Source organism: Bacillus sp. ISL-75, from assembly GCF_018613095.1.
The window spans coordinates 68,025-94,885 of record NZ_JAGGQX010000016.1; the positions used below are offsets into that span (position 1 = coordinate 68,025).

General features: G+C 40.5%; 20 protein-coding genes. 5 read left to right on the top strand and 15 right to left on the bottom strand.

From position 1 onward, the window contains the following. Nucleotides 1–49: 49 nt before the first annotated feature. Nucleotides 50–1,165 (bottom strand): radical SAM/CxCxxxxC motif protein YfkAB, encoded by a 1,116-nt coding sequence (gene yfkAB / locus J7E63_RS07145; RefSeq protein ID WP_215010820.1) that lies wholly within the window; start codon nucleotides 1,163–1,165, stop codon nucleotides 50–52. 216 nt (nucleotides 1,166–1,381) lie between these two features. Between yfkAB and J7E63_RS07150 the strand changes: the two genes are divergently transcribed. Further along, entirely contained in the window at nucleotides 1,382–2,182 is an 801-nt protein-coding gene (locus J7E63_RS07150; RefSeq protein WP_215010844.1) for a formate/nitrite transporter family protein, read from the top strand. Between the two features lie 156 nt (nucleotides 2,183–2,338). Here J7E63_RS07150 and recQ read toward each other — a convergent pair whose 3' ends face one another. Next, nucleotides 2,339–4,471, bottom strand: coding sequence for a DNA helicase RecQ (recQ, locus tag J7E63_RS07155; RefSeq protein ID WP_215010845.1), 2,133 nt, complete (start codon nucleotides 4,469–4,471; stop codon nucleotides 2,339–2,341). 225 nt (nucleotides 4,472–4,696) lie between these two features. Between recQ and J7E63_RS07160 the strand changes: the two genes are divergently transcribed. After that, on the top strand, nucleotides 4,697–5,341 hold the full coding sequence (locus tag J7E63_RS07160) for an HAD family hydrolase (RefSeq protein ID WP_215010821.1): 645 nt from the start codon (nucleotides 4,697–4,699) through the stop codon (nucleotides 5,339–5,341). A 45-nt stretch (nucleotides 5,342–5,386) separates the two neighbouring features. On the opposite strand, the gene J7E63_RS07165 is transcribed toward J7E63_RS07160, so the two are convergent. The 10 genes from J7E63_RS07165 to J7E63_RS07210 all read right to left on the bottom strand — a co-directional run bounded on the left by J7E63_RS07165 (nucleotide 5,387) and on the right by J7E63_RS07210 (nucleotide 18,391). Then, the gene (locus J7E63_RS07165) at nucleotides 5,387–5,587 is read right to left on the bottom strand and encodes a hypothetical protein (RefSeq protein ID WP_251033406.1); all 201 of its coding nucleotides are present in this window, start codon (nucleotides 5,585–5,587) and stop codon (nucleotides 5,387–5,389) included. Between the two features lie 130 nt (nucleotides 5,588–5,717). After that, nucleotides 5,718–6,812, bottom strand: coding sequence for a CaiB/BaiF CoA transferase family protein (locus J7E63_RS07170; protein WP_215010822.1), 1,095 nt, complete (start codon nucleotides 6,810–6,812; stop codon nucleotides 5,718–5,720). Nucleotides 6,813–6,827: 15 nt separating this feature from the next. Then, nucleotides 6,828–8,402, bottom strand: a complete 1,575-nt coding sequence (locus J7E63_RS07175; RefSeq protein WP_215010823.1) for a fatty acid--CoA ligase — start codon at nucleotides 8,400–8,402, stop codon at nucleotides 6,828–6,830. Between the two features lie 138 nt (nucleotides 8,403–8,540). After that, entirely contained in the window at nucleotides 8,541–9,698 is a 1,158-nt protein-coding gene (locus J7E63_RS07180; protein ID WP_215010824.1) for a thiolase family protein, read from the bottom strand. Nucleotides 9,699–9,712: 14 nt separating this feature from the next. After that, nucleotides 9,713–10,858, bottom strand: coding sequence for an acyl-CoA dehydrogenase family protein (locus tag J7E63_RS07185; RefSeq protein WP_215010825.1), 1,146 nt, complete (start codon nucleotides 10,856–10,858; stop codon nucleotides 9,713–9,715). Nucleotides 10,859–11,089: 231 nt separating this feature from the next. Further along, the gene (locus J7E63_RS07190; protein ID WP_215010826.1) at nucleotides 11,090–12,625 is read right to left on the bottom strand and encodes a long-chain-fatty-acid--CoA ligase; all 1,536 of its coding nucleotides are present in this window, start codon (nucleotides 12,623–12,625) and stop codon (nucleotides 11,090–11,092) included. Between the two features lie 175 nt (nucleotides 12,626–12,800). After that, complete coding sequence (locus J7E63_RS07195) at nucleotides 12,801–14,546, bottom strand: sigma-54-dependent Fis family transcriptional regulator (RefSeq protein ID WP_215010827.1); 1,746 nt, start codon at nucleotides 14,544–14,546, stop codon at nucleotides 12,801–12,803. A 129-nt stretch (nucleotides 14,547–14,675) separates the two neighbouring features. Then, nucleotides 14,676–15,443 (bottom strand): 3-hydroxyacyl-CoA dehydrogenase, encoded by a 768-nt coding sequence (locus tag J7E63_RS07200; protein ID WP_215010828.1) that lies wholly within the window; start codon nucleotides 15,441–15,443, stop codon nucleotides 14,676–14,678. A 306-nt stretch (nucleotides 15,444–15,749) separates the two neighbouring features. Further along, entirely contained in the window at nucleotides 15,750–17,024 is a 1,275-nt protein-coding gene (locus J7E63_RS07205) for an RNA-guided endonuclease InsQ/TnpB family protein (protein ID WP_215010829.1), read from the bottom strand. 158 nt (nucleotides 17,025–17,182) lie between these two features. Next, nucleotides 17,183–18,391, bottom strand: a complete 1,209-nt coding sequence (locus J7E63_RS07210; RefSeq protein WP_251033407.1) for an MFS transporter — start codon at nucleotides 18,389–18,391, stop codon at nucleotides 17,183–17,185. Nucleotides 18,392–18,641: 250 nt separating this feature from the next. Between J7E63_RS07210 and J7E63_RS07215 the strand changes: the two genes are divergently transcribed. Next, nucleotides 18,642–19,598 carry a D-2-hydroxyacid dehydrogenase gene (locus J7E63_RS07215; RefSeq protein WP_215010830.1) on the top strand — a complete coding sequence of 319 codons (957 nt, stop codon included), beginning with the start codon at nucleotides 18,642–18,644 and terminating at the stop codon, nucleotides 19,596–19,598. A 72-nt stretch (nucleotides 19,599–19,670) separates the two neighbouring features. On the opposite strand, the gene J7E63_RS07220 is transcribed toward J7E63_RS07215, so the two are convergent. The 3 genes from J7E63_RS07220 to J7E63_RS07230 form a co-directional block, all read right to left on the bottom strand. Further along, nucleotides 19,671–20,897 (bottom strand): RtcB family protein, encoded by a 1,227-nt coding sequence (locus tag J7E63_RS07220; RefSeq protein ID WP_215010831.1) that lies wholly within the window; start codon nucleotides 20,895–20,897, stop codon nucleotides 19,671–19,673. 112 nt (nucleotides 20,898–21,009) lie between these two features. After that, nucleotides 21,010–23,763, bottom strand: coding sequence for a dynamin family protein (locus tag J7E63_RS07225; RefSeq protein ID WP_215010832.1), 2,754 nt, complete (start codon nucleotides 23,761–23,763; stop codon nucleotides 21,010–21,012). A gap of 430 nt (nucleotides 23,764–24,193) precedes the next feature. Further along, a complete protein-coding gene (locus J7E63_RS07230) occupies nucleotides 24,194–25,873 on the bottom strand; it encodes an acyl-CoA dehydrogenase family protein (RefSeq protein WP_215010833.1) in 1,680 nt (559 codons plus the stop codon). A 157-nt stretch (nucleotides 25,874–26,030) separates the two neighbouring features. On the opposite strand from J7E63_RS07230, the gene J7E63_RS07235 reads away from it, so the two are divergent. Beyond that, nucleotides 26,031–26,537 carry a hypothetical protein gene (locus J7E63_RS07235; RefSeq protein ID WP_215010834.1) on the top strand — a complete coding sequence of 169 codons (507 nt, stop codon included), beginning with the start codon at nucleotides 26,031–26,033 and terminating at the stop codon, nucleotides 26,535–26,537. Nucleotides 26,538–26,554: 17 nt separating this feature from the next. Continuing rightward, on the top strand, nucleotides 26,555–26,821 hold the full coding sequence (locus J7E63_RS07240) for a zinc ribbon domain-containing protein (protein WP_215010835.1): 267 nt from the start codon (nucleotides 26,555–26,557) through the stop codon (nucleotides 26,819–26,821). Nucleotides 26,822–26,861: the final 40 nt, after the last annotated feature.

A 26,861-nucleotide genomic window follows, 5' to 3' on the forward strand; every position in this document is an offset into this window, starting at 1 on the left:
ACATAGAAAAGCACTTTAAATTTAATGCATTTAAAGTGCTTTTGCTTTATTACTTTATTCTGCTTTTTCGCTTGGTAAAGTCCATTTCCTGATAATAACTGTTCTTAACTAATATATTTGGCCCGAGACATTTGACAGCTGGGCAATGACAGCTTAATTCGTTTGCTAAAGCAGATGACTGCCATGTTTCATATGCATTTACTAGCTTTGTAGTTTGGATGTTTCCTAGTGGCGGTGTATCACCGAAATCAGTAACAATAATATCTCCGTTAAAAATATTTACATTCAATCGTGAACGTCCATCAGGGTCATTCCTGACTGTGACATTTTTACTTTTATATAAACGTTGTAAAAGAGCTAATTCCTCTTGATTATCGCTGCACGCATAAAATGGGAGCGTGCCAAATAGCATCCACACATTTTCATCTCTGACATCTAGTAAGTGATGGATCGCTTCTCTTATTTCATTAAGTGATAAGCTTTCGAGATTGCTAGCAAAATCACTTGGGTACATTGGATGTATTTCATGGCGCTGGCATAGCATTTCATCAACAATTTGACGGTGAATTTTTTCTAAATACGGTAGTGTCCGCTTGTTTAACATCGTTTCAGCAGATACCATCACCCCTGCTCTTACCAGTTCACGGCTATTTTCTATCATTCTATTAAAATATTTTTCCCGTTGTTCATATTCAGGCTTCCGTTCCATTCTGGCAAAGCCACCCTCGACAAAATCATCGACGGTCCCCCAGTTATGCGAAATATGTAAAACATCTAAGTAAGGCACGATTAATTCATAACGATCTAATTCAAGGGTTAAATTGGAATTAATCTGCGTCCGTACACCGCGTTCATGGGCATATTTTAAAATAGGTACAACATAATTTTTTACCGAGGATAAGGATAACATCGGTTCTCCACCGGTAATGCTAAGTGATCGAAGTGTCGGGATTTCTTCTAATCTTTGTATGAGCAAATCCAGAGGAAGCGCCTGCGGATCCTTTGTTTGGAGTGTATAGCCTACCGCGCAATGCTCACAACGCATATTACAAAGGGTCGTCGTGGTGAATTCAATATTGGTTAATTGAGGCTTTCCATATTGCTCAATATCTAAATAGGCTTCCCATGGATCATATGAAGGGGTAATTTTTTTCAATTTTGACATAATGACTCCTTAAAATCAGTCTTCAAAAAACTTCTCTATTATAACTGAATTACGGATGTTATTGCTATTTTTAACCATTACAAAAGTTTATGTTTTAAAAAATACTATTATTCTATGCTTGTTTTATGAAAAATTTACCTACTAATACATAACCACAGCACTTTGGATAAAAAATAAAAGGATAATATTTAATTGCGAATGGTGGTTATGACTAACATGGAAATGCAGCCTTTAGGAGAAGCCGAGAAACTCGCCCTTAAAAAGCTGAAAATCTTTCGGCAAAGCATCCTTCGTTATATTTTACGGGCGGCGCTTGCCAGTATGTTTATTGGCTTCGGGGTCATTGTAGCATTTAAAACGGGGAATTTCTTTTATGTTAAGGATAACCCTTTTGCCTATCCGATGGCGGCACTTACCTTCGGGGCTGCCATCATTTTAATTGCCTATGGCGGTGGTGATTTGTTTACTGGAAATACGTTTTATTACACCTATGCCGCACTTCGCAAGAAAATGACCTGGATGGACGTCGTAAAACTATGGATTTGCAGTTACGCGGGCAACATACTAGGTGCGGCGGTTTTTGCCTTTATTATTTTTACAACGGGACTTTATGAAAGTTCCGAGGTTAACGGCTTTCTACTTCATGTAGTCGAGATCAAAATGCAGGTCCCAATAACCGAGCTATTTTTCCGAGCAATCCTATGTAATTGGCTCGTCTGTATGGCCTTTTTTCTTCCGATGGGTCTAAAAGGCGATGGACCGAAGATGTTTGCGATGATGCTGTTTGTCTTTTGTTTCTTTATTTCCGGATATGAACATAGTATCGCTAACATGTGTACGTTTGCCATTGCCTTAGTTTTAAACCATCCAGGGACGATTTCATGGGCTGGAGTGATTCACAATCTAGTGCCTGTAACGATAGGCAACCTGATTGGCGGCGCTGTTTTCATGGCGATGATGTACTATTATGCTAATAAGCCATTTTTAGATGAATATGATAAAGAACAGGGCAGCTAGGTTATATTGCTTCCCTGTTCTTTTTATTAGGTGGGATATCGACAAATTCCCGGGGAAATATCAACAAGATAACAGTGATATCGACAACCGTTAAGAATATTCTAAAAATATTGATAATTTCAATATTTCTCTGATGTGTGCCCTCTTTTTGCCAAACTATTTCTTTTTGTTAATAAAATAAACATAGGCTTTGATCATAAAATAGCTTACTTCCTCGGGCAGCAATTCCTTGATCGGCTTCAGTCGCTCACGGCCAGCCTCTGCCAAGGCTTTTTCTAGAAGCGGCATGTATTCATCCGGAATATGTTTTGAAAAATCAACTTCTAACCCTTGTTGCGCACATTGAAGTAAGTGGGTTTCCACCGTGCTAACTGCCAAATTCCGCTGCTTGGCAATTTCCGCAATCGAAAAATTCCCCTGATGTAATTTTAATGTCTCCAAATGAGAATCGGTTACCCCAGCTTTTTTAGCTGGCTTCTTTGGAGCTTTCTCCAAAGGTACCAACTCACTTTGATAGTCTACATTAGTTTCACAGAAGGTACGGATGGCTTGAATAAATTCTAGGCCATATTTTTTAAGTTTCAGTTCTCCCACTCCACTAACTTGTAAAAATTCTTCCGTAGACTTTGGCAGCTTTGCACACATATCCTTTAAGGCAGCATCAGAAAAAATGACAAATGGTGGTACTTTTTCTAATTCGGCAATCTGCTTCCGCACTTCTCTTAACACTTCAAACAATGGGTCATCCTTAGCTACTTGTTTCACCTGTACAGTTTCACGGCGATGGACCTGTTCTTTACCTAAGAGAATATCTTTTCCTTTTGGTGAAACAAATAAGGTTGGAAATTGCCCTTGCTCGATCGCGATTAATTCCTGTGATATCAAGAATTCAATAAAGTCACTGACATCCTTTGAACTTCTATCCTTCATGATTCCATAGGTTGGAAGCCTATCAAAACCCATTTCCGTTACTTTTTTATTTTTTGAACCTGTTAACACTTGAGCCGTGATCGTTTTACCAAAGCGCTGCCCCATCCGAATAACGCAGGACATCACCATTTGGGCTTCCTTCGTTACATCGATGCTTGTCCTCGTGTCCAAACAGTTGCCGCATCTGCCGCAAGGCTCTGTTTCGGTTTCACCAAAATATTTTAAGATAAATTCCTGCAGACAGTTTTCGGTATGGCAATAATCGACCATTTGCTGGAGTTTAGCTAATTCTTGTGTGATGCGGCTCCGATCACTGGATTGATCAATTAAAAAACGCTGAATTTGAACATCCTGTGAGGAATGAAGCATGATACATTCACTCTTCAGACCATCCCTGCCCGCACGGCCCGCTTCCTGATAATAACTCTCCATATTTTTGGGCTGCTGATAATGTACCACATAACGGATATTGGATTTATCTATTCCCATTCCGAAAGCAGAGGTGGCGACCATCACTGTCGCTTTATCTTCTAAGAATCGTTCCTGCTCACGATTTCGCTCTACATCCCCCATCCCCGCATGATAGCGGGCTGCCTTAATATTTGCTTTCAGTAATTTCTCATAAATTTGGTCGACATTCTTCCTTGTTGCTGCATATATAATGCCCGCTTCTTTATCATTCTTTTTTAAATAGTCTTTAATAAACTTGTCGCGATCCTGTCCTTTGATAACAGTAAAGGACAGATTTTCCCGCTCGAATCCGGTAATAATCGTATTCTCTTCATCAATATTCAATAAATCGCAAATATCCTCACGTACTTTTGGTGTGGCTGTAGCAGTAAGGGCCAATACAATTGGCCTTTGCGGCAGGCTATTAATTAATTGTTGAATATGGCGATAGCTTGGCCGAAAATCATGTCCCCATTGCGAAATACAGTGGGCCTCATCCACGGCTACTAATGGAATGTCCATGCTGTAAAGATCTTCAAGAAATTCACGTGATTCCAAACGCTCAGGCGCTATGTACAGAAGCTTATATTTTCCTTCGGCCGCTTCCATCATTCGCCTATTTGCTTCGCCAAAACTTAACGAACTATTGATAAATGTTGCTGGAATACCGACTTGAATGAGGGCATCTACCTGGTCCTTCATTAAAGAAATCAGTGGGGAAATGACTATTGTGGTACCGGGTAAGACAAGTGCAGGAATTTGATAACAGATGGATTTACCGCCACCCGTTGGCATAACCGTAATTGTGTTTTTGCTGGTTAAAACGGAACGGATTGCCTGCTCTTGGCCTGTCCTGAAGGAGCTATAACCGAAGTGCGATTCTAGTAATGGCAATGCTTTTTCAAACAACATTTTTCCTCCTTTCAATACATAGATGATCCTATTAAGTTAATGATATTCTTACTCTATTATACTGCTTGTCATTGGATTTTCAAAAAGCATTTATCAATAATAATAAGTAAACCTTTGGTAAATTGTTTCTATTCTTTTAGTTAAATTTGCGACAGTAGCTGGGATTCAATTTATAATGAAACTACCTAGAAGTAAATTGGTGCACTAGAATGGGAGGAGACCATGGCAATTAAAGCAGTTATTTTTGATTTTGATGGAACGATTATTGATACAGAGACGATTTGGTATCAAGTATTTGAGGAATTGTTAAAAGAGAAGTTTAATATTGAATTGCCACTTGAGGAATTTGCTAAATGTATTGGAACTACAGATGAGGGATTTTTTCAATACTTAGAGGCACAAACGGGAATGAAGGTTGATTCGAAAAAAATAAATAAATTAGCACATGAGCGCTTCTTAGAAAAAAAGGGAATTTTAGAAGTGCGTGAGGGAGTTGTGGAAAAATTAGAGGAAGCTAGGGAGCTCAGGCTTATGATTGGGCTTGCCTCTAGTTCATCGAGAGAGTGGGTCGAGGGGTTCCTTAGGCAGTTTCAGCTTTGGGAATATTTCTCGGTAATTAAAACAAGAGAAGATGTAGTTAAAGTTAAACCTGATCCTGCCCTTTATCTAAAGGCCCTAGAGGAGTTGCAGGTTGAGCCGCAAGAGGCACTAGCAATTGAAGATTCACTTAATGGAGCCTTAGCAGCAATTGAAGCAGGGATGAGATGTATCGTGATCCCAAATCCGGTTACATCATTTTTAACCTTTCACGAAAAAACCATTCGTTCAGAGTCCTTTGTTGACTTTAGCTTAAAACAAATCATTTAAAAAGAAAACGCTTAGGTCTTCTAGCGTTTTCACAAATGATTTCATTTACTCTTCTGTCCTATTATTTACTTTAATCGTTTGAATCAGTTCATCCAACTTCTCATTTCTTTGTTGGTCTAATTTAGTTTTTTCATTCATGAACCTTATTGTTCTTACAATGAAATAAATACTAAACCCAAGAATGATTAAATACAATAAAATTGGAATTATAGCAAAGAGACCAAACAAATCAGTTCTGCCCATCATCCGAACCCTCCCCCTTAAATATGTATTTATACCATTATTATACATTAATATTCACCTATTGTATGGTGCTATTACGACCTATACAAAAAATAGACTGCCAAATGATCCTCGGGCAGTCTAGGTTCTCCTTTTATATCAAAATATTATTCAATATCTCTTCTTTATGCTCGTTTTTTTGAGGCGGAGGGGCAATGGATTCCTGCTCTAAGTCACTGTGCATTTTAACTTGATAGTCTCCCCAAGGTGATAAAAAGATGAGCTCCTTCTCTTGAAAGTAAGGGTTCTCGTTTAATTCCCCTATCTCAAGGACAGGAGCCATACAGCAGTCTACCTTTTGGGCGAATTCAATCCACTCAAAGAAGGTTTTGCTTTTAAAAAGTGCTGAGATTTCTTGAAAAATTGGATTGGACTCCACCGTTTGGGAAAAATGCGACTGAATCCATTCTTCACGCCCATTAGCGCTGCAAAAATTATCCCAAAACTTTGGTTCGAGAGCGCCAATGCTCATGAAACGTCCATCCATCGTTTCATACAAGGCGTATGAAACAATGCTTCCATTAAGAACATTAATGCCAGTTCCCGCCCCGGTTTCTTTCTCAACCATGACATGGTTCCCCAATAATGAAACCAGTTGGTCAGTAATTGAAATAGAATGATAGCTTCCTTTTCCTGTTAACGCTTTCGAAACGAGCCCGGCCAATATCCGTTCATTAGCCGCAAAACCGCCTATATAATCGGCAAGCGTAATCGACGGATGGACAGGTTTGCCGGCCTTATCCTTGAACTGGGCCAAAACCCCGCTCAAAGCCATATAATTGATATCATGGTTCCCTAGCTTACTTAACAGACCTGTCTGTCCATAGCCTGATATAGAGCAGTAGACGATATCAGGCTTTACCTGTTGAACTGCCTCATATCCCAACCCAAGTTTCTCCATTACACCTGGTCTAAAACTTTCGAGAACCACATCCGCGTTTGCAATTAATTTCCGGGCAGTGTCAATTCCCTCTTGCTCCTTCAAGTTAAGAGTGATGCTTTTTTTCTGACGGTTGTTAGCTAGAAAAACAAGCCCACTCCCCTGCTTTGAAATCCCCGTATGCCTGGCAGGATCTCCTTCAGGAGGCTCCACCTTAATAATCTCCGCACCCAATTCGGCCAATCGTAAGGTTGCGAAAGGACCTGGCAAGTAGTTCGTGAAATCAATGACTTTTATACCTTTTAACATAGTAAGGACCCTCTTTTACGAATTTGTAGTACCTGGGGTAAATAACTCCTCCAGTTGTTTTCTCAAGACAAATTTCATGATTTTCCCACTGGCATTTCGAGGCAGCGCTTCACAAAAAATGTATTTCCTCGGGCGTTTGTAATTGGCAAGTTGATTGCTGTTTTTGCAGTGTATATCCAGTTCTTCGTTAGTTACCTTCGGATCCTTTTTTACCACGAAGGCAGTTACAGTCTCGCCCCACCGGTCATTTGGCTGGCCAACTACTGCCACATCAAGGACACCTGGGTGGGCATGCAAGAGGTCTTCGACTTCCCTTGGATAAATATTTTCGCCGCCACTGATAATCATGTCATCGACACGGTCATTGACATAAAGGTAACCCTCATTATCGAGATAGCCAATGTCTCCGGAATGGTACCAACCTTTAAACAATGCTTTTTCTGTCGCTTCTTCGCGGTTGAAATAACCCACCATCATACATGGACCTTGAACAATAATCTCACCGGTTTCACCTACTGGAACGACATCATCAGGATCTGAGGGACCATCTTCTCTAGTGCGAACAACCCGAATATCGTGGCTCAAGGCTGCTTGCCCTGCCGAACCTGCTTTCCTCAGTTGGTCACTTTCTGATAGAAAAGTAATGGCGGGACCCATTTCGGTCATTCCATAGGCTTGAATTAATGAGATTCCTAGGCTGTCATGGAGTGCATGAACGAGTGATGGGGCCATTGGCGCCGCACCATATAAACCAAGCTTCAGACTGGATAGATCATACTTGCTAAGGTCCTCTTGCAGGAGCATGTTCCACATGGTTGGCGCCGCAAAGAACTTCGTAATTTTTTCTTGTTCAATCAATTGGAGGATCGCCTTTGGATTGAATTGATGCAATATAACATTACTTGCCCCTGCATGAATCCTTGGCAGGAAAGCACAATGGAGTTCAGCGCAATGAAACATTGGTGCAGTTACGAGACCAACGTCTTCCGCTCTAAGTTTGCATGAGGCAATACAGAAAACACTTTGGTCTACCATATTGCGGTGGGTGTGCATAACTCCCTTTGGCCTTCCCGTTGTCCCGCTGGTATAGATAAACGCATATAGATCGGTTTCCTTTACGTCCGCCTGAACGTACTCGGTTGATGAAGCGGCCAGTTTTTCCTGATAACTAGAAGCATACGCGGGTGCTTCGTCATCAATAAACCAGAAGGAGGTCTTGTCGAAGCGATTGGCGATCGCTGATATAACAGGTTCCAATGCTTTTTCAAAAAGAACAACCTTTGGGGTGGCATCAGAAAGAATATAGGCAACTTCTTCTTGCATCAAGCGAAAATTAATCGGATTGAAAATCGCACCAATTTTCGCACAGGCGAAAAATGCTGTCCCTAATTCTTCGGTATTAAACATGAAGGTGGAAACACGATCGCCTTTTTGAACGCCTTCTTTTAAGAGGGCATTGGCGAGCCGGTTCACTTGTTCGCTCCATTCCTTATAAGTAAACCGGACATTTTTTCTGACATCGTAAATGGCTTGCTTGTTCGGATACTTTTTCACCGTCAAATCAAAGATTTTCCCGATTGTCGTCGTCATTGAATTGCCTCCATTACTGAACTTTTTATGGTCTTTCGTATGTTTTGCTAGTTTATCAGCGTATCTTGATAGTTCATCAGCGAATTCCTGTGGCCAATCAGCGAATATTGATGGTCTATCAGCGAATCTAAATAACTCTTAGTTTAACCGCTCAATAATCGTCGCATTTGCCATTCCGTGGCCTTCGCACATTGTTTGCAATCCGTAGCGCCCGCCGGTCCGCTCAAGTTCGTGCATCATTGTCACCATTAAACGCGCCCCGCTGCCGCCAAGCGGATGACCAAGGGCAATCGCTCCGCCATTTGGATTTAGTTTTGCTGGGTCTGCACCAATCACCTTCAGCCAAGCCAGCGGAACAGAGGCGAAGGCTTCATTGACTTCAAACACATCAATATCATCGATTGATAAGCCAGACTTTTCTAGTGCCTTTTGTGTAGCCGGAATTGGTCCTGTCAGCATCAAAGTTGGATCCGAGCCAACCACCACGCGTGTGTGAACACGGAAGCGCGGTTTTAGACCAAGCTCTTCTGCTTTTTCGCGCGACATGAGTAATAGGGCTGCTGCCCCGTCGCTTATTTGGCTGGAGTTTCCGGCATGAATCACTCCATCTTCTTTAAAGGAAGTGCGGAGACCTGCCAATGCTTCTATAGATGTTCCTTTTCTCGGACCAGAATCATCCTTGATGACAGTTGTTGTACCGTCAGGAAGCTTTACCTCGATTGGGTAAATTTCTCTTGAAAAATAACCTTCCTCCTGTGCCTTAAGTGCTTTTTGATGACTTTCAAGAGAAAATTGATCCAGAACTTCACGGGTAAAACCATAGTTTTCAGCAATCCTCTCGGCCGACAATCCTTGATGAATCATTTCGTACTTTGACCTTAAATTTGGACTAAAAGGTTCCTCAGCCCCTTTGTAGTTTGAGCCCATCGGAACACGGGACATGCTTTCAACACCGCCGGCGATCACAATGTCCATATCACCGGCAAGGATCGCTTGAGCAGCGAAATGCACAGCTTGTTGACTTGAGCCGCATTGGCGGTCTATTGTTGTCCCTGGGACATCGATTGGGAAGCCGGCAATTAACGCAGCAACTCTTGCAATATCGCCTGCTTGCTCACCGGCTTGGGTAACACAACCCCAAATAACGTCCTCCACAAGCGCAGGGTCGATCCCTGCTCGATTGACTAGTTCCTTTAATGTCAGGGCTGATAAGTCATCCGGACGGATATCCTTTAACACGCCATTTCTTCTTCCTACTGGTGTACGTACTCCTTCAACAATTACTACTTCACGCATAGTCATCTTCCTCTCTATAATCCTAGATTTTTCGCAATAATCGTTTTCATAATTTCGTTGGTTCCTGCGTAGATGCTGGAAACAGGAATATCACGGAATCGTCTCGCAATCTCATATTCTTCCATATATCCATAGCCGCCATGGAGCTGCATACACTCTGCAGCAATCTTCTTGGCGATATCAGTCAGCCTAAATTTCGCCATCGAGACCTTCGTTACTACGTTTTTCCCTTCAATATGCTCGGCAATTAATTGATCCAAAAAGGCTCTGCCCATTTCAATATCGGTTGCCATTTCGACTATTTTAAATTGGGTGTTTTGAAACTGGCTGACTGGTTTTCCGAACGCTTCTCTGCTTTTTACATAGTCAATCGTCATTTTGAGCATGACTTCTGAGGCAGTTTGCGCCCCAATTGCGACAAGAAGCCGTTCTTGTTGGAGTTTTTCCATTAAATAAAGGAAACCATTACCTTCCTCCCCCAGCAGGTTTTCTTTCGGTACACGGCAATCTTCAAAGATTAATTCCGCTGTATCCTGGCAATGGAGACCTACTTTGTTTAACTTTCTTCCACGTGAAAAACCAGGGGCATCTCTCTCGATGACGAGGAGACTAACACCTTTATGTTTTGGTACCGCATTAAGGTCCGTTTTAACAGCAACAACGATGAGGTCGGATTGAATTCCATTGGTAATGAATGTCTTTTGTCCATTTACAATATAGTGGTCGCCGTCCAATTTTGCCGTTGTTTTGATGTTGGCCAGGTCAGAACCTGTGCCCGGTTCTGTCATTGCAATCGCTGTGATAATTTCACCGGTAACACATTTCGGCAGCCAGCGCTGCTTTTGCATTTCTGTCCCATAGGCGGTGATGTAAGGGACGACAATGTCATTGTGGAGGCCAATCCCAACTAAACCTGAGCCCACTCGTTCCAACTCTTCATTAATGACGACCGCAAATCCCCAATCGACCTCACTGCCGCCATATTTTTCATCAATATCAGGGCAAAGAAATCCCTGCTCCCCCATCTTCTTCCAGAAGGAACGTGGAATCATTCGGTCCTCCTCCCACTGCTCATAAAAGGGATATGCTTCTTTGTCCAAAAACTTTCTCAATGACTTGCGAAAAATTTCATGATCTTCATTTAAGTATGGATGTTTCATTCAAATGACCTCTCTTTCTGAGTGGTAACGCTTACATAATTGATATTTGAAAAGGATTTCTTATAAAATCGGTCTTTATCTTTACAAATTCATGGTTTTTTACATAAGCGTGAGCCTTTTTTACATAAACGTGGGCTTTTTTTACAAATTTCAGATGTTTTTTTACAAATCTTAGATTTTTTTTACAAATTTCAGATGTTTTTATACAATAACTGGAAATATAATCCATAATCAAATGTTTTTCTTTATGTTTACTACCTTCATCTTCTCACGCAGTTGATATTTTAGTACTTTCCCAGAAGCGTTCCTTGGCAGCTGCTCTTCTATAAAAATTCGCCTTGGAACTTTATAGCCTGCTAGTTTTTGACGACAGAAGTTCTTCACTTCCCTCTCATCTATCACTGCACCTTCCTTTGGCACAATAATCGCACAGACAGCCTCTCCCCAAACCTCATCGGGCAAACCAATAATAGCCGCATCGAGGACGTCCGGATGTTCAAAAAGAATACCTTCAACCTCAACGGAGTAAACATTTTCTCCGCCTGATATAATCATGTCTTTTTTACGATCAACTAACGTGATATAACCTTCTTCATCAATCGTCGCTAAGTCTCCGGTATAGAGCCAGCCATTTTTCAAGGTGCTCTTCGTTTCTTCCGGCTTTTTATAATATTCCTTCATCACCATGTCACTGCGAACAATAAATTCACCGATCACTCCAGGTAATACATCATTACCTTCTTCATTGACCACCCTAGTTTCCGTCAAGAAAATGGGTTTCCCACCCTTTCCGAGATGGAGTTTATGCCCTTCTGGATCAAGGAGAATTCCTCCAGGCCCTGCTTCAGTTAGACCACAAAGGTTATAGAATTGATCGGTTTTAAAGAGTTGAATGGTTTTTTTGACAAGTTCCGGTGCCATTGGCGCTGCCCCGTATCCGACTCTTTTAATAGAAGATAAATCATAATCTGCTGCATTGGGAACTTGAAGTAGAAAGTTATACATGGCTGGAACCGCAAAAAGGTGGGTAATTTTATGTTCTTGAATCGCTTGGAGCGTTTTAACTGGATGAAAGTCGCGATGAATAATATGTGAAGCACCGAGTGCTACCCCAGAAATCAGGAACAGGTTTAATTGGGCTGAGAGAAACAGTGGTGCGAGGTGAAGAATTCGTTCATGCTGTCTGATCCCCATATTAATAACAACAGCAATCCCTACTTTAAAAATTTGACTATGATCAAACAGAGCACCCTTGGGACGGCCGGTTGTACCCGAAGTATAGAGAATTTCTAATTCATCCTGCTCGGAAACCTCAACATCCGGCTCATTTAGATTATTGGATAAAATCCTTTCATACGAATAGTATCCAGTTATTTCTGGGTCACCAACGGTAATAACCAACCGAGTTTCCGTGCCTTGTTTGGCAGTTGCGATTATTTGTTCAAACTCCTTGTCACACACAATTAAAGACGTATCGGATTGGTCTAAAATATAGTGAACCTCTGATGCAGTTAGACGAAAGTTAACAGGTACGGCAACGGCCCCAATTTTGGCAGCGGCAAAAAACGTAAAGACAAAGTGATCCGAATTCTTCATCATCATCGCCAGCTTGTCACCCTTATTTACCCCCTGGACCAATAAGCCGTTTGCCAGTCTATTTACTTCTTCATTAAATTGGCGATACGTATAACTTCGTCCTTCACATTCGATGGCTAGTAATTCAGGAAATTTGCGGGCATTTTGCGCTAAAAGGTTTCCGATATTCATATAAGAATCCTCCTTCAAAAAGACTTCCCTCAATATTCATGCAATTTTTGTGCCAGTATTCAAAAAAAACAATACGTAGGCCATCAGCCTGAAAAACAGCAGCCTTATATGACGATATGTTTTTCAAGCAAACACAAAATACAAAAAGGTGTCCATTTTTTGGACACTCTTCACCCTAGGTCGGCAGTTTGTATTTTTTGATTTTTTCATATAAACCGGATCGGCTGATTCCTAGTAATCTAGCCGCTTTTACTTTATTCCCTTGTACTTGTACTAATGCCTTTTTAATCGCTTCGAGTTCTGCGTTTTCGACAAGTGACACATTTAAATAAGGCTCTACAACGGAAATCTGCTTCACTAAATAATCGGGAAGATCCTCCAATCTAATTTTCCCATTTTCCGCAAATGTCATGGCACGTTCCATGACATTTCGCAGTTCACGGACATTTCCAGGCCAGGCATAATCTAACATCGCTCCTCTTGCCCTATCTTCGATACCAGTAATGCTAGTTCCTAAAATTTGATTCAATTCAATCATGAATCGCCCAATCAAATGATCAGTATCATACAGTCGATCGCGGAGTGGAGGGACATTTAATGAAATAACATTGAGTCGATAATATAAATCCTCTCTAAAAAGACCCTCTTGGACCATTTCTTCAAGATTTCGATTGGTGGCAGCAATGATTCTTACATCAACCTGAATTCTTACCGTACCGCCAACCCGGTAGAACTCTCTTTCCTGAAGCACGCGCAGCAGCTTGGCCTGCAATGAGAGTGACATGTCCCCTACCTCATCAAGGAAGAGCGTTCCACCATTAGCCAAATCAAACTTTCCAAGTTTTCCTTTTTGTCTCGCACCCGTAAAGGCCCCTTCGTCATAGCCAAAAAACTCTGATTCTAGCAAATCCTCTGGTATCGCTGCACAATTCACCACAATAAACTTTCCTGTATTTCTTGCACTGCTATTATGAATTGCTTGAGCAAACAATTCTTTACCCGTTCCACTTTCACCACGGATAAGAATAGTTGACCTTCCTTTTGCCGCTTTGGCCGCACTTTTTTTCAACTTTTCCATATAGGGATCAACTGTTAATAGGTGATCCCAGGTAAACCTGGCTGACTCTGACTTCTGGAATTGCTGATGATAAAAACTCGCCTTATTTTCCGCTTTCTGTAACTTTTTGAATAACTCGCTGACCTCATTTAATTGTCTAAACACGACCTTGCCAATGGCTCCAATGATTCTTCCATTCTCTTGAATGGGAATTCGGTGGACGATATATTTAATACCATTGATTTCTAGAAATTCGCTAACCTCAGCCGTTTCCGATTGATAAACATTGTCTAATTGTAGTTGCGGTAATACTTTCGCAACGGGATGGTATAGAACTGCTTCCAGTTGAAGATTAAATAATTCGAGTAGAGGAGGACTGACCATCTGGATTTTTTTCTTTTCATCCGTCATGACAATCCCGTCATAGGCATGGTCTAAAGCTGTTTCTAATGTCCTTTTTAAGGTTTTTACTGTTTTTAACTCTTGTGAGGTTTGCAGCAGTGACATGACCATATCTGTTTTCGTGAGGATTCCTACGACCTGGGCCTGTTCATCGATGACCACACCGGTGCCAACCTGACTGTTTTTGACAATCAATTCGATTTTTTCATATGGGGTATTTATGGGCAGTGTTTCAACCTGAGCTTTTATGTATTTTTTGATAGGAGTAGTTAGGGGTTTCTCGTCCAAAACCATTTGAAACAAACTGCTTCGGGTAAAAACGCCAACTAGTTTTCTACCAATATCTGATACAGGAAGCAGGTTCCACTTCTTTTTGTTCATCAGACTGATGGCTTCAACTAGTGTCGTATTTTCGGTAACTATACAATCGACTGGCGTAATAAGCTCTTTAATTTGGAGCATTTCGTTACCCCCTTTTATTCATATCTTTATTGTAACAAAAAAGAGGGATATTTTTGAATATTTCAACAATACTCCTGGTCATTCCATACGAACAAAAAGAGAAGGCTTGTGCCTTCCCCAACTTCACCTTTATTTCGGCTGCATTCTTATTGCCCCATCAAGCCTAATTGTTTCTCCATTTAACATTGGATTTTCAATGATGCTTTGAACGAGTTGTGCGTATTCACTCGGGATTCCCAGTCTTGACGGGAACGGCACCATTTTTCCAAGCGAATCTTTCGCCTCTTGTGAAAGGGTATCAAACATCGGTGTATGGAAAAGTCCAGGAGCAATGGTCATCACACGAATTCCGTAGCGAGCAAGCTCCCTTGCAATCGGCAGGGTCATTCCGACAATTCCACCTTTTGAGGCACTATAGGCAGCCTGGCCAATTTGTCCATCATAAGCCGCAACAGAAGCAGTATTAATAATCACACCTCTTTCCCCCTGTTCATTCACTTTATTACTGGTCATCTTCTCAGCAGCAACCCGAATCACATTGAAAGTACCGATTAAATTCACCTGAATGACTTTTGAAAAAAGTGAAAGATTATGCACGCCATTCCTGCCGAGTACTTTCTCCGCAATCCCAATCCCTGCACAGTTCACTACGGTATTCACTCCACCCATAAACGCAGCAGCTTTACTAACTGCTTCCTGAATGTCTTCATCTATAGTGACATCTGCTTTTAAAAATAAAGCGGCTTCACCAAGTTCGTTTTGAAGACGTAAACCATTTTCTTCCGATTGGTCAAAACTAACCGCTTTTCCTCCGTTTTGAACAATGTTACGAATGGTTGCCTCTCCAAGCCCTGAGGCACCGCCAGTAATGATCGCACGACAAGTTTGAATTTGCATTGTTTATACCTCCTATTAGGATTTCCTATGATTCTATGTTGCAAGTATTATGCCAAAGAGAAAAAATATAGAATAATGGTCATTTACTGTTGACCTTTTTGAATGTGTTTGTCGTATGGACATTAATGCTGGAAAAGTGATCATTTACTGAACAGTTTATTGACTTCTCCCCATGGATAAATCCAGGGGATTCTTTTTTAAACCTTCATCAAAGCCGCCTTTCGGCCGGGGCTTCCAGGTCTTACTACTTCTCCAGTTCATTACGACATGTAGTAAAAACCACATACCGCAGCCCAATCATAAGCACTACGCCACTGCCCTTTTAGCCTCATTGTGCGAGACAATGGGAGCTAAAAGGACTCGGCGATACTTCGTATCTTCTATTTTAGGTAGTTTCCGATTTTTCGTTAGCTGTTTATTGACAGACTTGTCCAAAATATTAATGGCACCTACTACATCCCGATGTCCTTCCGCGCCACAATGACAGTCGAAGTTTCGATTCCTTTGTTTGCGGAATTCTCCACATGACGGGCACGTGCCGGAAGTATAGGACTCTTCTACAAGTTGGACTTTGACTCCTCGAAGTTTTAGTTTGTATTTTATTGTTTTGATTAATTGCCCAAAACTCCAATTGGACAATTGTTGACGAATTTCTTTACGGGTTTTCTTTTTCTTTTTCGTATTCTTTTGAACGCCATCCGGTGTTCCTATATAGAGTGTTTTAATATGGTTTTCCACACACCAATCTGTGACCATTTTCGAAATAGAATGCAATAGATACTCCATTCTCCGTTCCAGTTTTTCTAAAAAACGGCGTTTACGCAAAATGAGTTTTTGCCTTTTATTCGAACTTGGCTTCTTCTGGCTAATCAGCTTCTGAAACTCTTTCAATCTTTTGTTTCTGTAGCGCTGTAACGAGCGAAGTTCTCTTCCTGTTACAATGAGGTGGATTTTTCCGTTACTTAAAACGGCCGCATGGATGAGCCCTAAATCGCAGCCGGCTTCCTTTTTACCTTGAACCTGCTTTTGTTTTGGTACTTCCACTGCTAGATGCATCCAGTATTGATTTTTGTGCCAAACGATTTCGGCACTTTTTATCGTATGGAAATCAATGTGCTTCGGTTGAGGGATCACTAAGGGGGATTGTTGTTTTCCATTGCTAAACCTGAGCTTTTTACCGGACAATTTAATTGCAGTTTTTTTATATTTAACGGAAAAGAACTTTTTGTATTTCCAAGGGTACCGCCACTGTTTCTCACCTTTTGCCCGTAACTCTCTTGTTCTTTTGCATGTTTCTTCATGTAACTCGATGATCGATTGAATCGTTTGCGAGTGTAATTTATGTGTGGTGGCATTGTACCATTGCTTTTTTTCAGATGCACTTGTCCAAACCTTATAGGCATCATATAGCCACCAATGGAGATCTAAGCAGTCATTCCACAGATTTGCTGCTTCCTTACGTAGAGTATCGACTAATCTTCTTTCCTCGTCGGTTAAACGGAGCGGGAATTTCCGAATGACAATATCTCCTTTCGATTCTTTTTTCTTCTGTTCTTTCATGTTCTTTTTATGGGGTTCCATTTATTTTTTCACCACATAACGGAACATTTGTTCTATATACTTATTATACTACTATGGAATAGTAATTGATAGTAAAAAGAAAAAAATATGGCTTATATCCCCATTTCTGAAGAAAGGGGTTTTACGCCACTATTTTGAAAAAAAGGTCAGGACCTCATTTAATATGATGTCCTGACCTTTTCCTTTGCTACTTCGTCTTTTAACGACGCTCGTTTTCTTCTTTCCATTATTACAACTAAAACAATAGCTGCTATGAGAAAAAGACTAGCGATACGAAAGATAGATGCCGTCCCAACAAACTGGGCGAGCACCCCAAAAATAAGACCGCTTAGCCCAATCCCCAAATCAATCGACGAAAAGATCATCCCGTTGGCCACACCTCGTCGATGTGCAGGTGTCATGAGTAAGGCCCAAGATTGCAGCGTTGGTATCAAGCAGCCGAATCCGATACCGAATAATGCACCTGAAATGGCAATAAATAAGCTGGAATGTGCAAAAGAGAGTACCCATATGCCAACAAATGTAGCGAATGTACAGAACAATACAAGTCCTATAGGGCCCTTCTCATCAAACCATCTCCCTGCAAATGGTCTGCCCAATGTGGCCATCACCGCATTAAAAATATAAAATAAAAAGATCTGCTCAATGCCACGCTCTTCACCAAAAATGACAATAAATGTTACCACCGATCCGTAGCCTAAATTGATGATAATCGTGATAAATGCTGGAAACCAACTTGATTTTTCAACCAGTGAACCTAGATAGGAAAATTTCAATTCTTCTTTTCTAGTATTTATCACTGCTTTAGGAGTTTGATACTTTACAGCAGTAAGTAAAATGATCGAGATAACCCCTAATATCGCTGAAAAATAAATTAGATTCGTGAAAGAAGTAATATTGTAAACAAATATTCCTACACTAGGGGCAATAATGTATGCAATTGTCATCGAAAGTCCGAAATAGCCCATCCCTTCACCGAGCCGTGAATTTGGAATCACATCAACCGCCGCTGTGCCATTTACAGTTGTTGACCATCCCCAGGCAAGACCATGGACAAAACGGAATAATAGAAAAATCACCACAACCTGTGAAACTGGATAAAGAATCGTGACCATTAAAAGCATAATTGCTCCTATTAAAACTAGTGCTTTTCTAGGCTTATACTCAAGCATAAAGCCGATAAACGGCCGGCTAATGACAGCGCCAATCGAAAACAATGCCGTCACTAGGCCAATCTCCAGCCCCGAAGCCCCAATGGATTTTATATATGGCGGTAGTGTGGGAATAAGCATTTGAAATGACATAAACACAAATAGATTTCCCACCATGAGCATAATAAACGATTTCGTCCACAAACGATCTTTCAAACAATCCCCTCCCTTCACTCCAATAAAAAAGAATCTTCACACTGAAGATCCGCTTACTTATATTTACTTCGTATTTCTAAATAATAGCACAGAAGATGGAAAAAGAATATTTGGATATCAGATAGTTTTATAAAATTTGTTGGTTTCTTCGGATTAGTGTCCGACTAGTAAACAAAAACCTTATCAATTTTTTTGATTTCCGTTATCATTAAATAAAGAAAACATTGTTAAATTGGAGGAATCCCCACTTATGAAAAAAATGGTTATCACCCGTAATATTGATCAAGATTACATAACACAAATCAATGCGATGATTCCTGATTGGGAATTGATTGTAGGCAAGGATAAAAATATTTGGCAAGAGCATCTAAAGGACGCGGAAATCATCGCTGGCTGGCATAATGGGATAGAAGAATACTGTCTCGCTCCATATTCCAAGCTGAAGTGGCTCCAATCTTGGAGTGCCGGTGTTGATTACCTGCCGCTTGACGAACTAAATTCTAGAAACATTTACCTGACTAGCGCCAATGGCGTCCATGCTTATCCGATTTCTGAAACTATCTTCGCATTAATGCTTGGCTTAACGCGGAAAATCCATACCTACGTTAAAAACCAACAGAAGAAAACCTGGCATCATGCCCATATGGGACTAGAAATACATGAAAAAACGATTGGAATTATCGGCGTCGGTACCATTGGGAAAGAAACAGCGAAAATCGCTAAAGCATTTGGCATGCACGTCCTTGGTGTCAGGCACTCTGGAAAGCCAGAGGACTATGTGGATGAAATGTATACTCCAGACCAATTAGATCAGCTGCTGCCAAAATGTGATTATGTTGTGGTTACATTACCGCTCACCAAGGAAACGAATCAAATGTTTGGCGCAGAACAATTTAAGCAAATGAAGACGTCCGCATTCTTTATGAATATCGGCCGTGGGGAGATTGTCGTGGAAGCTGACCTTATCCATGCATTAAAGGAAGGAACAATCGCGGGAGCAGGACTCGATGTGTTTGAAACAGAACCGTTGAGTCCGGAAAGTCCGTTATGGGAGATGGAAAATGTAATCATCACCCCCCACACATCTGGGTCAACCGATCACTATAATCAGCGGGTCATTGAAAACATATTGATCCCTAACTTAAAAGAATATCTTTCTAGTAATATCCCATCGATTAATCTTGTTAATTTTTCAAAAGGATATTAATACAGGAGTACAGAAATTATTGAAAAAAGAAAATAGAGAGACTATTATTACAGTCTCTCTCTCCCAAATCTATCATTTTTTAAATCGTCCAGGTGTGAACTTTTCACTGGCTTTAAAGTTATAAACCGGTTTAATGAAACCTGCAATCTCAACAGTTTCTTCTACCTTTTCTAAAATTTCATTCATTGACTTATAGGCCATTGGCGCTTCATCTAAGGTTTCTTCCGAAACAGACGTCGTCCACACGCCCTCCATTGTTTTATAAAAATCGTCCATATTGAGAGTTTTCATTGCTTTCGTGCGGCTCAATACGCGACCCGCACCATGCGGAGCAGAATAATTCCATTCATCGTTCCCTTTACCGACTGCTAGAATCGACCCGTCTCTCATATTAATCGGAATAATAAGACGTTCGCCTTTTTGCGCGGACACGGCCCCTTTTCGTAAAATCAGGTTCTCCGTGTCGATATAATTGTGTACCGTATCGAAGCGGTCCTGCTCCTCTAGTCCCATATTTTCCGTGATCGCTCTTGCAATTTCTTCGCGGTTAGCTTTTGCAAATGCTTGAGCTAACTTCATATCATGCATATAGTTATGAAAATCCTCGCCTTCCAAATACGCTAAATCATTCGGAATAACGGGATTCTTTTCTTTATAGCTTTTAATTATTGCTTCGATTTCTTTTTGACGTCCTTCCGCCTTTAATTGGTCAATGATATCAGTTAAATCCTGCTGACGAAGTTTTGAGATCGCTACCTTTTGATAGTAGGTGGCAATCTTCGCCCCAACATAGCGGCTGCCAGTGTGGATGGTTAAATAGTGATAGCCATTGGTATCAACTGAGACCTCAATAAAATGGTTCCCTCCGCCTAATGTACCTAAGCTATAAAGGCTTCTATTTTCACTCAATATGTGATCTGCTTCAAATTCTTGAATGGCGGGAAAACTAGTATTAATAAACCTGACTGTCTCCTCTGTATGAAGCTCCTGCCCACTTGGGACATACGTACGGATCACTTGATCAAGTTTATTAAAATCAATTTTTTGATCCTGAAGTTTGACGGTTAACACGCCGCAGCCGACATCTACACCCACTAGATTGGGGACGACCTTATCCTTTAGCTGAATGGTTGTTCCAATCACACAACCTTTACCGGCGTGATAGTCTGGCATAATACTAATCTTTGTATCCTTTAAAAAAGCTTGATTACATAGCTCTTGGATTTGCTCTAGGGCTGTTTCCTGAGGATAGTTCGAAAAAACACAAGCCTCTGTTTGTGCACCCGTTACTTTAATCACTCGTTTTCCCTCCTTCAAAACAGATTACCTATAGGCTACCATTTTTTTGACATTCGGACAACGTAATTCCCTAGAAAAGGAAGATGCCTCAGACACCTTCCTTTTCCAAATATTAATAGACGGTTTGCATTCCTTTTCCTGCCACCGTCATCCACTCAAACTGACGCAATCTAACTTCAAATAGTGTCAACGGATCGCGGAACATTTCTGGATTGGTATTCATGCTCGTAAGCATTTCTTGGTTTGACTGAATTCCTAATCCTGCTTCCTCTACTGAACGATTTAACAGATTCAATGGACTCTTGAAAAATAGGGTAACATCTCGTTCCAGTGATTTTTCAAACAGCTCAAATTGCTGAAAAAACTGTTGCTTGACGGCAGAAATCGTTTCGATATACTCCTCATTTTCTACAAATGATTTGTATTTGTTAAAAAGCAGTGCTTTATTTTGTGTCATGGCACCAAACAGCTTACCAGCACTTTTTAATAAAAATTGAGACGGGGTTCTGCGCAGCAGAATATTGACAGTTTCCAACTGGAAACGACTTGTCATCCGGTCAGTATCACGGTGCCAATCATCGAGCACTTTAAAATCGCAATCAAGGCTGAGGCGTTCTTCCCCATACATATGATTAAAGCCTTCACCTATTTCATTCAAGAATTCCTGACCTTGCACGAACTCCTCTTTGCTTCCCTCGATCCATTCTTGGAGCAAGCGGTAATATTTTGGCATGACCGTCTGATCAAGGTACACTTCCAGTCTTTTGTTCATCTCATCATTAAGTTCTAAGTGAATCTTGCTAAAATTACTATCTTCTTTAATGAAAGAGGAACACTCTTGAAGCATCTTTGGAACAGACTCTGATATATCCTTTTCAATTGAAGCTTTGATGGCACGGTAGGACTGCACCACTGCTTTTGTTTTTTGGGTCTCCGTATCCTTCAGTTGATTTACTGCCCCCGTTAACTTCTGCAGCATTTCTTCATTCCAACGTACGGATTCTACCAATTGATTTTCAACATCAATCCGTTTTTGCATAAGGCTGGCAATCGTGGTCCGAATATAGAACAACAGCTTTGCCAACCGCTTATCTTCAATGTTTCTCATATTTTTAATGGATTGGATAAACTCTTTTAAGTCCTTAAGCTGCTGACTGCTTTCATATTGCGATGAAAAAGCAAACACGAAAGCATCCGGTAAATAGGATTGAATCCTCGCCCTAGTTTCATCGAAAACTCTTATCGCTTCCTGCTCATTTACAAGCGTATCGGTCTTACTCAATAGAAAATGAACTGGAATATCAGGAGCTAACTCTTGAATCTTTGCAAGCACTGACCTTTCTTTATCCGTAAACGGTGCATTTGCATCGAGTACAAAGAGGACGGTATCTGCCAATTGCAGATTCTTCAATACTTCATAGGAATCATTATAGTTTCCTTTTAGGCCAGGGGTATCAATTAGAGCAACCTTATTTTCCTGCAAAAAGGCGTTCGGACGCCTAAATTCAATCATAGATTCCAACGCATTACGGCGTCGGTCCATTCGTTCTTGAAAATCAGAAAAACCAGATAAACGAGTCTTCTCTCGATCAGTAATTTCTATGATTTCTTCTTCAGCAGAATCTTTAAACATGACCACAGAAGAGGTTGGGCTGTCCTGTAAATCCTCTCCAAGAACCAAATTAACAAAAGTCGATTTTCCACTTCCGCTTAACCCGGTAATTAATAGATGTTGTTTGTCAAAATCGACTAATTGCTCAACAATCCATTTTACTCGATTATTCTCGCCCATCTCATTTGATTGGGCCCAATTCGTAATAGCATCAAATAGTGTCAGGCACTCCTCTAATTCGTCCATATCAGTTTCCGTAATGCTGATCAGTTTTTCAGCCTCACTAACGATAGACATACTTATGCTTGCTGGAAAAAGCTCATTCCATGAGAGCACGGCAGCTGCTGCAAGCACGGTATCTTTACGATCGGCAAGTCGTAACCAATTTGTCAGGAAGTCTGGAATAAAATCCTGCAGACTTTTAATGAAATACCTTCCATCAATTAAGTTGAAAAATGCTTCCTTATGGAGGCTTGAAAGTACAGATAGGTTTCTATCCCGACTGATATCAAGGTTTAATAACAAATGGTTCATTTCTCTTATTAAAGTAAAATACGATTCTTCATTCTTATAGCTATCCCAAAGGGCGGAAATAAGCTTCTCAAATTTTTGTTTATTCAGACTAAACACTTCAAGTAAAGCCTGTGAAAAATAACTCGGCGCATGACTTCTAGCCACACCATTTTCCACATAGGTAATGATCATATCGTACCAGTCTAATGATTCCGTCCGTTTTGCCTCGTTTACTGCTAGTTCAATCGCATGATTCCAATCCTGCTGCTCTTCAAAAAAAGAACGGGCGATTCCCGTTACGTTCGGATAATCTGGGTTTGCAGCAATTGTTTTTTTAATCACCGACAAGGCCAAGTCGAGCTTATCTCGCTCTATATACAACGAAAATAACTGTAAGGCCACTTCCGTATTTAGGGTGAGATTATTGGTTTGAATTGCACAATAAAGGTCTTCAGCAGTCGATAATAAACCTAACTCATAATATGCATCCGCAGTATTTTTCTTTGCCCAGGGTTCAAGTTCATTGATTATATTCTCCCATTTAAAAATGGCAGCCTCATAATCTTTATGATGGAAGTACACTTCCCCCTGCGCAAAGCGAATAGACGATAAATCAGGCAGGTCCTTTAGCGCTTCCTCCTGAAACAGTTCACCAAGCACCTGGATCGGATGAATATTTTCATGTTCATTAATGAACATTTCATAATACGTTTTCTGTTTTAATTGCGTCTCTAATGTCATATCTTTCCCTCCAATTACACCACTCTCTGTCATTCATATGGAAAAGAGGCCTAATTATTCTATATACTATTCGACGGATTTTCTGATTATAAGTCCTAATTATACGATTCTACCAGAGCAATTTTTTAAAAGGATGTCATTTGTATTTCATTTTGGAGACAAAGAAAAATAATTAATGACACTTACTACATATTTTACGAAACTTATTACATATTTTCAGACTCTTATTACATATTTTACGAAACTTACTACATATTTTCAGACTTTTATTACATATTTTCAGACACTTACAACATATCTTACGAAACTTACGACATTTGCTGGATATCATTGGAAATAGATTGATTATTAGACGTAAAATGAATTCTTATTTTCAAATCAAACTAAAAAAATAAGCCCACCATGAAAAGGCAAGCTTCATAGAGTTCACTTATCTGACTGATAAAGGTTTCTCACTCTTTGAATTCAAAACAATTTCCGAAAAGTATTCGACTGTCCTCATTTCTTCATTAAACAAGTAAGAAGACTTCCACGTCTCCTCTAAAAATACCTCCATTACTATGATGGCACGGCGGTCACCGCTTGCTGCCTGTTCAAGCGCGACAATACTCTCAAAAATTTTCACCATAAGTTCGGCCGCCTTTTTCGAGTGAAAGGTTTTATGATCTGCGGATGCCGTACGTAATGATTTCGATAGGTTCTGCAATTGAATTAATTTATTTTCAACCAAATAAGTCCATTCGGATGGCAAATGGGCAACTCCCCGTAGGCGTTGACTCATCTCTTCTAAAAACAGCTCTTCTGCCTTATACTTCTCGATTAAACGCAGAACCTCCAACCCGAGAATATTGGTCGTTCCTTCCCATACAGTCAGGACTTGAGCATCCCGCAATAGTCTAGGGGTGACGAAGTCTTCGATATAACCATTTCCGCCGTGCATTTCTATCGCTTCATGTGCATAATGAATCGCTTGTTCTGCCGTTTCTTTTTTCAAAAGGGCGATGTAGAGACGATTGAGAATGGCCTCCTTTTGACTTGCTTGATTATTCATAACGCGCTCAAATAAAGGAAGATAGCTAAAAACGGTGCGGGTTTCAATTTCCAGCTTTACCGCAAGCCGTGTCAGCGTGTCCTTGACCATTGGATAGTTTGCGAGCTTACTTCCGAACGCATCCCTTTTTAAAGAATATTCCTTTGCTTCATAATAGGCTCTTCTCATAATTCCTAATGAGGCAACGGCATTGCAGACTCTTGATAGATTTAGAGCTTCCATCATATAGTAAAAACCTTTCGCTGGATCGCCCACAACAAATGCATCTGCGCCATCAAATTCTACCTCAGCAGAAGGGACTGCCCTGACACCGAGTTTATCTTTTAAACGGCGAATACGAATCCCATTAAGTGTTCCGTCCTGGTTTCGCCATGGCACTGCAAATAGAGTCAGTCCCTTCGTTCCTGATGGTGCACCTTCTTTCCGCGCTAAAACCATAGCTACCCCGCACATACCGGCATTGGAGGCAAAGTACTTTTCTCCATAAAGTTTGAAATGATCTCCTTCTTCAACAGCCTTCGTCTCATTTGCACCGACATCGGAGCCTCCTTGACGCTCTGTTAAAAATGTCGCACCCTCATAGTGGGGAACTTCACCTGTTGAGAGGACATGCGGCAAAAATTGCTCCTTCATTTCTTTAGAAGCATATTGGTTAAGTAAATAAGCAGTAGCCATCGACAATGTGACTGGACAGTAAAATCCAGGCTCTGTTTGCGAGAGAAGATACCCTTGTGCATAAGAATATATGTAATTTCCTTTTTCCCCGAGTGCTGGTATTTCTTTATGAACATAACCAACTATTCCAGTATTGTAAGTTTCTTCAACGGTTCTTCTGTAGCCCTCGTTCACCCATACTTCAGAAATATCTTCACCATAGGCATCATATTTGTTTAAGCGCGGCTGTCCTTCCCGGTCCGTAAACCTTGCCCGATCATCGATAGCAGTTGCACATTTCTCACCAAAGACAGTTAACTCCTTGTCTGCATATTCAAAAAATGGTTGATCGAGTAACTCTTTAAGCAGTGATTGAAAATGTATATCATCTTTGTAAAAATTCATCAAAAAACCTCCTTTATAATTTTCAGAATAATCAATAAATAAAGTATACCACTTTCTTATTCAGTTAAAAATAAGTTTAAGTTAAATTTGGACATTCTTTCTTTTTCATCCACTTACAAAGTATAATTGGTTCAAATACATAAAGGGGAAATCTAAGTTGGAAAAGGAACAAGCTATATTTTTAGCTAACTGTATCGAATCCTCTAATTCATCGACCTATGAGATTAAAAAACTTGAAATTACGGGTGGAAGCCTCCAAAAGTTTCATCAATGGACTAATGGAAAACCAACGTTAGCAGCATATGAGGTAACCAGGCCAGATAGTGATACGGGTTATTATTTTTTATTCATTGATTGGCATCGTAATGACAACTATTATTTAGTCATTTATGCACATGATCGGTCCACAACCTGCGCAGAGATAAGACAAATCCAAGAAATTGATGGGGTGCCTCATATTGTCTGGGGATACAAACCATTTAAACGGGATGGAAAAAATGACCAAAGAAAAGCCTATTTTAAACAAATGTTTGGTTCAACAACCGTTCAAATCAAACTGCCTTCTACATTACTTGAGGTTGAAGTATTTTTGGGACAATTATTTAAACTGTGTCAAAACCGGCTAAAAGCAGACCGGATTGTGGATGTTTTTGACTTTGAATAAAGAATGGAGTGATAGAAATGACCACCTATAAAAACTGTCAAAGCTGTGGAATGCCGTTAGCAAAAGATGAGCTTGGGGGCGGGACAGAAAAGGACGGAACGAAAAGCACCAAATACTGCAGCCACTGCTATATGAACGGAGAATTCACTTTACCTCATATTACAATTGACGAAATGAAAGAAAGAGTAAAACAAAAGATTGTAGAATTTGGGATGCCGAAGTTTATTGCGGGGATGTTTACAAGAAACATTCCGAAGCTGGAAAGATGGCATTCGAGGAATTAACAAAAAGGAGGCTTTGAGCCGAGACTGCTGAAAATATAAA

Coding starts and splice junctions, on each gene's coding strand:
- yfkAB (WP_215010820.1), bottom strand. CDS start 1,165: ATGTCAAAATTGAAAAAAATTACCCCTTCATATGATCCATGGGAAGCC.
- J7E63_RS07170 (WP_215010822.1), bottom strand. CDS start 6,812: ATGTTAAAAGGTATAAAAGTCATTGATTTCACGAACTACTTGCCAGGT.
- J7E63_RS07230 (WP_215010833.1), bottom strand. CDS start 25,873: ATGAATTTTTACAAAGATGATATACATTTTCAATCACTGCTTAAAGAG.
- J7E63_RS07225 (WP_215010832.1), bottom strand. CDS start 23,763: ATGACATTAGAGACGCAATTAAAACAGAAAACGTATTATGAAATGTTC.
- J7E63_RS07200 (WP_215010828.1), bottom strand. CDS start 15,443: ATGCAAATTCAAACTTGTCGTGCGATCATTACTGGCGGTGCCTCAGGG.
- J7E63_RS07185 (WP_215010825.1), bottom strand. CDS start 10,858: ATGAAACATCCATACTTAAATGAAGATCATGAAATTTTTCGCAAGTCA.
- J7E63_RS07180 (WP_215010824.1), bottom strand. CDS start 9,698: ATGCGTGAAGTAGTAATTGTTGAAGGAGTACGTACACCAGTAGGAAGA.
- J7E63_RS07195 (WP_215010827.1), bottom strand. CDS start 14,546: ATGCTCCAAATTAAAGAGCTTATTACGCCAGTCGATTGTATAGTTACC.
- J7E63_RS07190 (WP_215010826.1), bottom strand. CDS start 12,625: ATGAATATCGGAAACCTTTTAGCGCAAAATGCCCGCAAATTTCCTGAA.
- J7E63_RS07160 (WP_215010821.1), top strand. CDS start 4,697: ATGGCAATTAAAGCAGTTATTTTTGATTTTGATGGAACGATTATTGAT.
- J7E63_RS07165 (WP_251033406.1), bottom strand. CDS start 5,587: ATGATGGGCAGAACTGATTTGTTTGGTCTCTTTGCTATAATTCCAATT.
- J7E63_RS07150 (WP_215010844.1), top strand. CDS start 1,382: ATGGAAATGCAGCCTTTAGGAGAAGCCGAGAAACTCGCCCTTAAAAAG.
- J7E63_RS07215 (WP_215010830.1), top strand. CDS start 18,642: ATGAAAAAAATGGTTATCACCCGTAATATTGATCAAGATTACATAACA.
- J7E63_RS07205 (WP_215010829.1), bottom strand. CDS start 17,024: ATGGAACCCCATAAAAAGAACATGAAAGAACAGAAGAAAAAAGAATCG.
- J7E63_RS07240 (WP_215010835.1), top strand. CDS start 26,555: ATGACCACCTATAAAAACTGTCAAAGCTGTGGAATGCCGTTAGCAAAA.
- J7E63_RS07175 (WP_215010823.1), bottom strand. CDS start 8,402: ATGACGACGACAATCGGGAAAATCTTTGATTTGACGGTGAAAAAGTAT.